The 10,673-nt window shown below is 69.0% G+C and carries 11 protein-coding genes and 2 pseudogenes; 5 read left to right on the top strand and 8 right to left on the bottom strand.

The genetic code is table 11. The features are described 5' to 3' along the window. Positions 1 to 338 (bottom strand): annotated as a pseudogene (locus A9X04_RS30385) (histidine kinase); the annotation flags it as partial. Here A9X04_RS30385 and A9X04_RS12005 point away from each other — a divergent pair. Both A9X04_RS12005 and A9X04_RS12000 read left to right on the top strand, forming a co-directional pair. Further along, a pseudogene (locus tag A9X04_RS12005) lies at positions 330 to 848 on the top strand (sensor histidine kinase); the annotation flags it as partial. The pseudogenes A9X04_RS30385 and A9X04_RS12005 sit on opposite strands and share 9 nt — an antisense overlap. After that, positions 830 to 1,510 (top strand): response regulator, encoded by a 681-nt coding sequence (locus A9X04_RS12000; RefSeq protein WP_369828944.1) that lies wholly within the window; start codon positions 830 to 832, stop codon positions 1,508 to 1,510. The pseudogene A9X04_RS12005 and the gene A9X04_RS12000, both read left to right, overlap by 19 nt. 15 nt (positions 1,511 to 1,525) lie before the next feature. On the opposite strand, the gene A9X04_RS11995 is transcribed toward A9X04_RS12000, so the two are convergent. From A9X04_RS11995 to A9X04_RS11965, 7 genes are all read right to left on the bottom strand, one after another. Further along, on the bottom strand, positions 1,526 to 1,714 hold the full coding sequence (locus tag A9X04_RS11995; RefSeq protein WP_231980352.1) for a hypothetical protein: 189 nt from the start codon (positions 1,712 to 1,714) through the stop codon (positions 1,526 to 1,528). 221 nt (positions 1,715 to 1,935) lie between these two features. Further along, complete coding sequence (locus tag A9X04_RS11990; RefSeq protein WP_067920559.1) at positions 1,936 to 3,315, bottom strand: SRPBCC family protein; 1,380 nt, start codon at positions 3,313 to 3,315, stop codon at positions 1,936 to 1,938. 9 nt (positions 3,316 to 3,324) lie between these two features. Beyond that, positions 3,325 to 5,097: an amidohydrolase family protein gene (locus A9X04_RS11985; RefSeq protein WP_067920558.1), complete on the bottom strand. Its 1,773-nt coding sequence runs from the start codon at positions 5,095 to 5,097 to the stop codon at positions 3,325 to 3,327. Between the two features lie 117 nt (positions 5,098 to 5,214). Continuing rightward, positions 5,215 to 6,351: a phosphotransferase gene (locus tag A9X04_RS11980; RefSeq protein ID WP_067920557.1), complete on the bottom strand. Its 1,137-nt coding sequence runs from the start codon at positions 6,349 to 6,351 to the stop codon at positions 5,215 to 5,217. Positions 6,352 to 6,447: 96 nt separating this feature from the next. Continuing rightward, entirely contained in the window at positions 6,448 to 7,068 is a 621-nt protein-coding gene (locus tag A9X04_RS11975) for a TetR/AcrR family transcriptional regulator (protein ID WP_067920555.1), read from the bottom strand. Positions 7,069 to 7,152: 84 nt separating this feature from the next. Further along, positions 7,153 to 7,587, bottom strand: a complete 435-nt coding sequence (locus A9X04_RS11970; protein WP_082974964.1) for an ATP-binding protein — start codon at positions 7,585 to 7,587, stop codon at positions 7,153 to 7,155. 60 nt (positions 7,588 to 7,647) lie between these two features. Beyond that, positions 7,648 to 8,025: an STAS domain-containing protein gene (locus A9X04_RS11965; RefSeq protein WP_067920553.1), complete on the bottom strand. Its 378-nt coding sequence runs from the start codon at positions 8,023 to 8,025 to the stop codon at positions 7,648 to 7,650. 357 nt (positions 8,026 to 8,382) lie between these two features. Between A9X04_RS11965 and A9X04_RS11960 the strand changes: the two genes are divergently transcribed. From A9X04_RS11960 to A9X04_RS11950, 3 genes are all read left to right on the top strand, one after another. Continuing rightward, complete coding sequence (locus tag A9X04_RS11960) at positions 8,383 to 9,507, top strand: catalase family peroxidase (RefSeq protein ID WP_304442392.1); 1,125 nt, start codon at positions 8,383 to 8,385, stop codon at positions 9,505 to 9,507. Further along, entirely contained in the window at positions 9,504 to 10,082 is a 579-nt protein-coding gene (locus tag A9X04_RS11955) for a cytochrome b (RefSeq protein WP_082974956.1), read from the top strand. The genes A9X04_RS11960 and A9X04_RS11955 overlap by 4 nt, the downstream gene beginning before the upstream one ends. Positions 10,083 to 10,198: 116 nt before the next feature. Then, positions 10,199 to 10,673 (top strand): class I fructose-bisphosphate aldolase (locus tag A9X04_RS11950; RefSeq protein ID WP_156764335.1); only part of this gene is annotated, 475 nt, incomplete at its 3' end.

Here is a 10,673-nt window from a genome sequence, read left to right as displayed (position 1 = left end):
TCGGCCTGTTCCAGCGCGTCGACCGCGTCATCGACGTCACGGTCCTGCTGCAGCCCTCGACGCGCGCCGGTCACGTGCAGCAGGGTGATGCTCAGCGAGTGGGCGATGACGTCGTGCACCTCCCGGGCGATGCGCCGCCGCTCGTCGGCCGCCGCGTGCTCGGCCAACAACTTCTGAGCCTCGATCTGTTCGGCCAGCAACAGCCGTTGCGTGCGCATCACGTAACCGAGGAGCCACCCCGCGCCGACGAAAGCCAGGTACAGCCCCACCGCGTCCAGCCGGTGCAGTGCGGACGCGGCGAGCAGCAGCGCGGCCACCGACGCGGCGGACAACAGGCCGAACGTCTGGGCCGGCAGGCGATGGCCGACATCCGGCGGACCGTCGGGCTGCTGGACGGCTCCCCGACGAAAGCAGCGCAGACGACGCCCGAACCCGGTATCGACGACGTCGCCGGGCTCGTCGCGGAGTTCCAGCGCGCCGGGCTGAACCTCACGCTGCGCGCCGAGGGACCCACCGACCGCGTGTCGGCGGCCGTGGGCCTGGCGCTGTATCGCATCACCCAGGAATCGCTGGCGAACATCGCCAAACACGCGCCCGACTCGAAAGCGACCGTGACGCTGAAGGTCTCGGCGGTCTCGGCCAGCCTCACGGTCGAGAATCGATTGCCGGTGGCGATCGCCGCCCCGCTGTCTGCTGAGGGCCGCGGGTTGCGCGGGATGCGCCAGCGCGTCGAACTGCTGGGCGGGGCCATCGACGCCGGCCCGACGCCCGAGGGATGGTCGGTGCGTGCCGACATACCGTTGCACGAGGGCGAGGTGGGTTGGCGGCCGTGGTGGTGCAAGGCGTGATCCCACATATCCCGGAGCCGCACGAGATCACCGTCCTCCTCGTCGACGACCAGGACCTGGTGCGGTCGGGGCTGCGCCGGATCCTGCGTCGCAAGGACGGGTTCGTCATCGTCGCGGAATGCTCCGACGGTGACGAGGTGCCCGCCGCGGTGGCCGACCACCGGCCCGACGTCGTCGTGATGGATCTGCGCATGCGGCGGGTCGACGGCATCGAGGCGACGCGCAGGCTCGGGGGGACACCGCCAGTGTTGGCGCTGACCACATTCAACGAGGACGAGTTGCTGTCCGAGGCGCTGCGCGCCGGGGCGGCCGGCTTCGTGCTCAAGGACTCCTCCGCCGAGGAACTGATCCGAGCCGTGCGGGCGGTCGCCCGGGGCGACAGCTACCTCGACCCGGCCGTCACCGCGCGGGTGTTGACCACCTATCGCAAAGCCGCGCCCGGACCCCGCGGCACCGCGATCGCCGAGTTGACGACCCGCGAGCTCGATGTGCTGACGTTGATGGGCCGGGGTTTCTCCAACGCCGAGATCGCCGACGAGCTCTGCATTTCCGGCGTCACCGTCAAGAGCCACATCGGCCGGATCTTCGGAAAGCTCGACCTGCGGGACCGCGCGGCGGCAATCGTCTACGCCTACGACAACGGCATCGTCGTCCCGCGCTGACGGAGTCTCAGCGGATCACAGAGACGTGCCCTGCTCGGCGAGATTGAGCAAGAAGTACGCCATGCACATCAGGAAGTTCAACACCACCAGGACCAGGCCGGCGAACATCAGCGAGCGGGTTCCTTGTCGCTTCAGCCGCTTGTACCGGGCGGCGCGCGTCTCCCGGTCGATCCGCAGCGCGATCAACGCGAATTTGACGTCCATCGCTTCATGAGGCGCGAGGGGCGCCCCCGACAGCATCTGCTGCAGGCGGTCTGGCTCCGTGCGGACGCCGACCCGCTCGAAGCTCTGGCACATTCGCCGCGCGCGTCTTCGCGCGAGTGGTTGATATCGCATCTGTAGCTGATGCGCGAGTCGCCCTCGGTCTTCCCCCCACGGGTTTGACGGGGTCATCACGAAACGGATTCTAAATCGCATCGGACCGATTACGGCGTGTCTAACACGAATTCTGTCGGCGGCGGTGGGGCGGCGCCGCCGCGCACGTGTTCGGACGGGGGCAGGTCGAGGTAGCGCTCGAGGTTGCGGTGCATGTTGATCACCCGCCGCTCCTCGCTGGACAGCACCAAGTGGGTGAAACCCGGTTGATGCATGCCGCGCTGCAAGCCGGGGAGTATCTGGATGTCCTGGGTGAGCACCACGCCCGGCTCGGCCTCACCGGCGCTCATTCGCACATCGGTCGGCTTGGCGCGCGCGGCGCCCGGCGGCATCCGCGTCATGAGGAACATCACCAGCTCGCCTTGATCGGGGGTGGCGGCGGGATCGCGCCGGGGCCGCGAACACATGACGGTGAGGTGGTCGGCGTTGGCCAGCAGCGTCATGTTCGGGAAGACGTTGTACTGGTGCAGGCGGATGATGCGGTCGGTGTCGGCCCAGTCCAGGTCCACCCCGCGCGAGGCGGCGAACGCCCGGGTGTGCGCGGCGATCAGATCCTGGACCGTCTGGCCGTCCCGTCGCTCGTCCGCGGGGAAGGGGGTGCCTTCGCCGGCGCCCATGAGAGCGCCCTGCGTGTAAACGTAGGCGTCCCAAATCTCTTCGTCGCTCAGCGCCCCGCCGAAGCGTGGGCTCTGCACACCGTAGGGTTGGTCGGATTTGCCGGTGTGCCCCCAGATCTGTTGGGGCGCATGGATGTCATCGACACAACGCAGCAGTTCCGGGTGCAGCGTCTGGATGTGGTAGGTCTCGCTGAAGCCGTCGGCGATCGTCTTCCAATTCGCGTCGACCTCGACGGTCAGCGTGGCGTAGCAGCGGAAGTCGCTCAGCCGGCACCAGGCGATATCGTCGGGCACCGCCTCCAGGTAGGCGAGCAGCGGCGCCGCGTCGCGATCGAGATTGACGAAGACGAGCCCCTCCCACGTGTCCACCCGGGCCGCCACCAGCGGGAAGTCGGACAGCTTGAGCGCCCCGAACCCCTTTCGGTCGGGCACTCGCTTGAGCTCGCCGGCCAGGTCCCACGTCCACCCGTGATAGCCGCACTTGAGTTCCCGCAGCTCCGAGCCCGAGCCCACACACACCGAGTTGCCGCGGTGGCGGCAGGCGTTCTGGAAGGCGCGCAGCACCCCGTCGTCGCCGCGGACGATCAGCACGCCGTACGGTCCGCACCGGTACTCGAAGTAGTCACCCGGCGCGGCGACGTGGTCGACCATGCACGCGAGTTGCCACACCTTCGGCCACATCCGCTCGACCTCGAGCGCGGCGAACGCCGGCGAGTAATACCGCTCCGCCGGCACCAGCGCGGGGGTCTCCGGCGGGGTGCCGATCGCGTCCTCGTCGCGGCTGCGGGTCGGGTTGCCGGCGGGCGCGTTCATCCCGGAGCCTTAACGTGCCCCGCGCACCAGACGCCCGGGGCGGGCCCCGGTGTCGACGTCGTCGCGCCGGGTGACCGTACCGCTGACGATGGTGGCCGCATAGCCGCTGGCTCCCTGCAGGATCCGGTTCCCGCCGGCGGGCAGGTCGAAGGCCATCGCGGCGGGATGCAGCGTCAGGGCGTCCAGGTCGATGACGTTGAGGTCGGCCTTCTTGCCCGGCTCGATGGTGCCGCGGTCGGTGAGACCGAAAAGGTGTGCGGTGTCGCGGGACTGCTTGCGGATCACGTACTCCAGCGAAAGCTTCTCGCCGCGGCGCCGGTCGCGCGCCCAGTGCGTCAGCAGGAAGGTGGGATACGAGGCGTCGCAGATCATTCCGCAGTGGGCGCCGCCGTCGGAAAGCCCGAGCACGCCGGCGGGGTGCAGCAGCATCTCCCGGATCGCGTCGCAGTTGCCGTCGGCGTAGTTGAACAGCGGCAGCATCAGCATGGAGGTGGCGTCGGACTCCAGCATGAGGTCGTAGAGGGTGGACAGCGGGTCCTCGCCGCGGGCCTGGGCGATGGCCGCGACGGTGCGGTCCGGGGTGGGCTCGTAGTCGGGCGGATCGCCGAGCGCGTACAGGCGGTGCAGCGAGTGCTGGACCAGGGCGAACATGCCGTCGAACAACAGGGTGGGGTCGGCGGGCAGGTCCTCCTCGGACAGGATCGCGGCTTTTACCGCGGGGTCGGCCAGGCGCTGCGCGAGTTCCTCCCGGCCGAGTTCGGCCTTGAACCGGCGGTAGGTGGGCCGGTGACTGAAACCGTGGTGGCCCTGGAACCCGATCATCATGCCGAACGGGCGCGCGGCGATCTGGGGGTATAGCCGAGCGCCCGCCGCGTGCGCGTCCGCCGAGAGGTCGAGCATCTCGCGCCACAGCTTCGGGTCGGCGTCGACCTGGATCAGAGCGAACGACACCGGCCGGTCGATCTCGCCGCCCAGTCGTCGCATCCACTCCAATTCCTTCTTGGGCGCGACGATGTCCTCGCCCGCGGCGCCCTGCGGGGCGAGCTCGAACACGGCCTGCCCGCCGGCCGCCATGGCGCGGCCGAGGCCGAACAACTCTTCCTCGGCGGCGAAGGTGCCGGGTACGGGTTCACCGTCCATCGCGCGGTGGCCCATCGTGCGCGACGTCGAGAAACCCAGCGCGCCCGCCTCGATCGCCTCGCGTACCAGCCGGCCCATCGCGGCGATGTCGTCGGGGGTGGCCGGCTCGTTGCGGGCGCCGCGGTCACCCATCGCGTAGGCGCGGACGGCTCCGTGGGCGACCTGGCTGCCCACGTCGATCGCGAACTTGTGCTCGCCGATGGCGTCGAGGTACTCGGGGTAACTCTCCCAGCCCCAGGTGATGCCCTCGGTAAGAGCGGTGCCGGGAATGTCCTCGACACCCTCCATCAACTCGATCAGCCACTGCTCCGTTCCGGGACGAACCGGGGCGAACCCGACGCCGCAGTTGCCGGTGACCACGGTGGTGACCCCGTGACCGCTCGAGGGTTCGAGCAGGCTGTCCCAGCTCACCTGACCGTCGTAGTGGGTGTGGATGTCGACGAAGCCGGGGGCCACCACACGCCCTGCGGCATCGATGGTTTCGGCGGCCTGCGCCGTCTGCAGGCCCCAGGTGTCAGGGTCGCCGTCCCCGCGGCGGACCACGTCGACGATCTTGCCGTCCTTGATGCCGATGTCGGCGCGATAGCGCTCTGCGCCGGTGCCGTCGACGACGGTGCCGCCAATGATCTTCAGGTCGAACACGAGACTCTCCTTGCCGCCATGGGCCGAAGACGCACCGGACGCGTCAGCATTACGCTACGGGAAGTAGCGTAACCCTTACGGCGGCCATGCAACAGGTTCGGCGCAAACTTGGTGGCCTTAGAGCGAACTCTTCAGGGCGGCGACCGTTTCCAGGTCGTCGAGTGCCGCAACGCCGCGGCGCAGCCCTTCCATGGCGATGTCCTCGACTTGCATGCCGCCCATTCCCGCGGTGATCAGCGGAGCGACGTAGGCGTACAGCGCGGCCTGGCGGAACCGCAGCCACAGGTCGTCGCGGTCGAGTTCGGGTCCGCCCGCCGCGGCGAGCGCGCGGCGGTAATCGTCGAGCAGTTCCCGCTGGTTCGTCCGGCGATCTTCGGGCGTGAGGCTGGTGATCAGGGTGTAGGCCAGTTCCCGGGCCGGGTGTCCGCGCCGCACCGCCTGCCAGTCCAGCAGACCCGCCTTGCCGCCGTGGAAGTACATGTTGCCCGGGTGGGCGTCGCCATGCATGACGGTGTGCGGGGGAGTGTCGATGAGGGCGGCGACCGCACGGTAGTTGTCGGCGATGAATCGGCCGTTCTCCAAAGGGATTTCGGTGCGTTCGGCAAGGCGCCTGACCGAGGCGTGCATCAGCGAGCCGGTGAGTAGGGAGGTGACGTCGCCGGAGGGGGTATACAGCCAGCCCAGCGGGCCGCGCCCGCCGCGGGGCAGTCGGTCCCAGAAGGTGGCGTGCAGGTCGGCCAGCAGCTCGACGATGAGACCGGCCTGCTCCAGGGACAGCGGGTGCAAGGTGTCGGGGAACTCGCACGACTCGGCGGGGAGGTCTTCGAGCACCAACAGGTAGCGGCCCGTCCAGGGATCGAACGCCGCACCGTAGGCATAGGGGACGCCGATGATTTGTGGGGCGAGCTGGTTGTAGAACCGGACCTCCGTGTGTCCGAGCCGGCCCAACTCGCCCATCAACCGGGTGGCCGCGGTCGTCGCCGCGAGCTTGACGAACACCGAGCTGGGGACGTCCTTTCCGGTCAACACCAGCCGCGCCCGCGCCGACGTGCCGGCGTCGCTGCCCAGGACGCGGACCGATCTGACGGTGGTGCCCATCACCCGGGACAGCACCGCCGCGTCGATGTTCCGCACCCGGCGGGGCAGCCCCAACCGGCCGCCGATCACCGCGTCGGTGGCCACCCGGCGCACGCCGCGGCCCAGGTGAGCGGCCAGGCCGGCGGCCGAAAAGACCTGCGACACGGGACTACTCATGTCCGCTCGATTCCTGGGTTCGGGATGTGCCACCGGGGCGGCGAGCCGCCTGGGCGTCGGGGAGTCAGAAGAACACCGACATCAGACAATACTCCTTTATTGTCTGATTCCCGGCACGAGGGCCCGCACCACGAACTGGTCCACGAACTCGCGTTTGTCCGCGGCCGTGCGGTATCGCCAGGACGGCGCCAGGAGGAACAACGTCGTCGCATGCAGCCACTGGACCACCGACCTCGGATCAAGGTCGGCGTGCAGACGGCCCGCCGACTTCCACCGCTCCAGCAGGGGCTGATAGTGCCGCAACAGCGTGTCGACAATGGGTTCCGAACCCTTTTCGAGGGCCGTCGCCACGGCGGTGCTCTCGGCGGCGAACAGCGCCTCGTTCAGCGGATCGCCGTTCACCGACTCGACGCGGGCCAGCACCATCTCGGGCACCGAGCGCACCGGATCGTCCGGGGCGGGCAGCGAGCGCACCAGCTCACCGAGCGCGCGGTCGACCCGCGCCAGGATCAGGCCCAGCAGCACGTCGTCGCGGCCCGGGAAGTAGCGGTACACCGTGGACCGCGACACCCCCGCCTCGTCGGCCACCTCGCCCATCCGGAACTGGGTGTTCCCGCGTTGCACGATGCAGCGGCCCGCGGCGTCCAGGATGCGCCGGCGCGCCTCCTCGTCGTCGAGGATCGCGCGGTCGTCACCCCACCGACGGCTCGGCTCCACGGCGCAGATGTTACGGGATCGATGGCGCGAAATGACGAAATCGGTTGCGAATCAAGCGGATCGCCGACGGGTGGCAGTCGCTGCCTACGACCGTTGCGTGAGGCCGGTCCACGTCATCGCGACGCGGGTTCCGTGCGGCGTGCGGTCGATCGCCACCTCGTCGGCGAGTGCCCGCATCAGCGGGATACCGCGCCCGCGGAGCTGCTGATGGCGCTGTGCGGGCACCTTCTGTCGCCAACGGCCGCGATCGTCGACCGTGACGGCCAGGGTGTCGGACTGGTGGTCGTAGGACGCGCTGACGTCCAGCGTCCCGCGCTGCGTGGCGTCGCAATAGGCGAATTCCGCGGCGTTGGCGATCGCTTCGTTCACGGCCAGCACGACGTCGCTGAACCGGTCGCCACCGAGGGCGAAATGTGTCTTCAGCCAGACCCCGAAGTCGGCTCGGACCCGGGCAGCGCCGCGCGCATCGGCGGCGACACGATGCCGCACGAAGCGGGACCGGTCATCGAGGTTCGACACGTTGTACGGCTGACGATCAGAGCGCCCCATCGTTTCCAGCTGTGCCCCCATCTGAAAGGTTCACCCAGCAGTAATGCCGCTCAGCGCGTCGTCGAGCGAGCTGTAGAGCGCGAGCACGCTGTCGATTCCCATCAGTTTGATCGGCCGGCTGGTGGCCGAGCCGTTGGCGACGACCGCGAACTGGGTCGGCGGCTCGGTCTCCGCCTGCGCCGTGACCAGGACGGTCATTCCGGCCGACGCCAGGAAGTCCACCTTCGACAGGTCGACGATCAGCGCGGCGGGCTTCGCCGCCAGCGCGGTCTGGATCGCTTCGGCCAGGTGGGGCGAGCTCAGCATGTCCACTTCGCCCGAGACGTTGAGCACGACCGCCTGATCGACCTGCTGCTTTCCTACTGAGAAAGCGGTCGGATCGATTGGATCGCCGGTTAATTCACCCATGGTCTATCACTCACATTCGGTCCCTTGGCGGGACACCCTTAGCTCTCAATCAGGCTGCCAAGCCCGGGGGCTGCTTGTTCAACCCCACGGAAGGCGCTTGCCGTCGGAGGAGGCACACTCCGTCGATCTGCGCAGTTAGCCACAGATGCAGCCGCAAGTTGTTTACCCGATGGTATGTCACTCGGCGGACCACTCTCAAAGCGAGTGAACGATTCGCCGCGCCGCACCGTCCTGTGAGTGTGTCCGACGGTCCCCGCAGAAGTTGCGCCTGGCGCCCGCCCATGCGTGAATTAGCTCGACTGAATATTTTTCCGGTTTGGGCCCCGTGGCCTGCGCAAACAGCCGAGGACGGTGGGCATGGAGCCCGGTGATCGCGGTGGCGAGCAGGACGACCCGACCGGCGACGCCAAGCCCTCCCGGTCCGTCAGCGACGCGCTGTCAAGGCGTGCCTTGCTGGGCATGGGGGCTGTGGCCGGCATCGCCGCGGTCGATGTCGGCGGGTTCGCCTATGCCGGCGGCTGGCTGCGGCCTGCGGCGCTGACCCCGTCCCGATTCGCCGATCGCTTCGAACACATCTACGGACGCCACGACGGCTTTCGCCGCAATCACGCCAAGGGCCTCAGCGCGGTGGGAACCTTCGCGAGCACGGGCGCGGGGGCGGCGATCTGCCGGGCCGCGGTCTTCCGGGAGGGCAGCGTGCCGGTCATCGGCCGGTTCTCCCTGTCGGGGACCCTGCCGGATCAGGCGGACGCGTCCACCACGGTCCGCGGGCTGGGCCTGCTCTTCCAGGGACCCGACGGCCAGCAATGGCGCACCGCGATGATCAACATCCCCGTCTTCCCGGACAGCACGCCGCAGGGCTTCTACGACCGGCTCCTGGCGTCCAAGCCGGTGCCCGAGACGGGCAAACCCGATCCGCAGAAGATGGCCGCCTTCCTCGACCGCCACCCCGAGACCGTCGCCGCGATGAAGATCATCAAGCAGGCCGCGCCCAGCGCGGGCTTCGCCGACAGCGCCTTCTACGGCCTCAACGCGTTCCGGTTCACCAACGGCGCCGGGGCGACCGTGCCGGTGCGCTGGGCGGTCGTTCCGCAGGAAGCCCCGACCCCACCGGCCCCACCGGCCGGCAAGGACTACCTGTTCGACGACCTCATCCGCACGCTGGCCCAGCGCCCGCTGAGCTGGCGGCTGGTGCTCACGGTCGGGGAACCCGGCGACCCGACCCACGACGCCACGAAACCCTGGCCGCGGTCGCGCCGCACCGTCGAGGCCGGCACCATCACCGTCACCGCCGTGCAGACCGAGGCGCCCGGCAACGCTCGCGACATCAACTTCGACCCGACGGTGCTGCCGGACGGGATCACCGTGTCCGACGACCCGTTGCTCGCCGCGAGATCGGCCGTCTACGCCCGATCGTTCACCCGCCGCGCGGAGGAACCCAAGACGCCCAGCGCCGTCGACGTCTCCCAGGTGCTCCGGTGACGCACGCCAACCCCGCGACGCGTTTCGCGCTCCCGTCCCGCCTGTTGCACTGGCTGATGGCGCCGATGGTCATCGCGCAACTGCTCATCGGCGTCACCATGGTCGCCTCCCTGACCTACTACCCGCTGCTGCTGGCCATCCATCGGCCGCTGGGTGTGCTGATCCTGATCTTCGCCGTGGTGCGGCTGGCGAATCGGCTCAGGCACCGGCCCCCACCGTTCCTGTCCACCATGAGCGGCGCGGAACGGCGGATCGCGACGTGGTCGGAGCGTTTGCTCTACGCCCTGCTGCTGGTGCAGCCCCTCACCGGATGGGCGATGCTGTCGGCGGCGCGGTTTCCCGTCACGCTGGTGGGTCCGCTGCGGCTGCCCGGCATCGCGCCGCACAGCATCGACGTGTTCGCGGTGCTGCGCGAGTGCCACGGCGCGTTCGCGTTCCTGCTGTTCGCCACGTTTACCGCCCACATGTGCGCGGTGCTGTTCCACACGCTCGTTCTGCGCGACCGGCTCCTGGATCGCATGGCGCTGTGGCGCGTCAGACCCGCCACCCCGCAGCCCGACCAAGCCGAGCTGTGACGGCCTGCCTTCTGGGGCTTTGATCGGCCGAATATGATCGGCACGATTATTTCAAGGGTGCGCGGCACCGCAGCGACGTGACCTTGACGCCGACCACGAAGGAGTGGAGAACTTCCATGCCGAACGAGAAGCAAGCGGAGCGGATGACGTCGGGCAAGGGATTCATCGCGGCGCTCGATCAGAGCGGCGGGTCCACTCCCAAGGCACTGCGCCTCTACGGCATCCAGGACGACGCGTACTCCTCCGAGGAGGAGATGTTCGACCTCATCCATCAGATGCGGTCGCGGATCATCACCTCCCCGGCCTTCGCCGGTGATCGCGTGCTGGCCGCGATCCTGTTCGAGCAGACCATGGACCGCGAGATCGAGGGCCGGCCGTCGACGACCTACCTGTGGGAGACCAAGGGCGTGGTGCCGATCCTGAAGATCGACAAGGGCCTGGCCGAGGCGTCCGATGACGTGCAGCTGATGAAGCCGATCCCCGGACTGGACGAGCTGCTGGAGCGCGCCGTGAGCAAGGGCGTGTTCGGCACCAAGGAACGGTCGGTGATCGGCGGCGCCAACGCCAAGGGCATCGCCGCCGTGGTCGCCC

This window comes from Mycobacterium sp. E3247, assembly GCF_001667785.1.
Classification (GTDB): Bacteria; Actinomycetota; Actinomycetes; order Mycobacteriales; family Mycobacteriaceae; genus Mycobacterium.
This window is presented reverse-complemented; position numbering and strand designations above follow the sequence as displayed.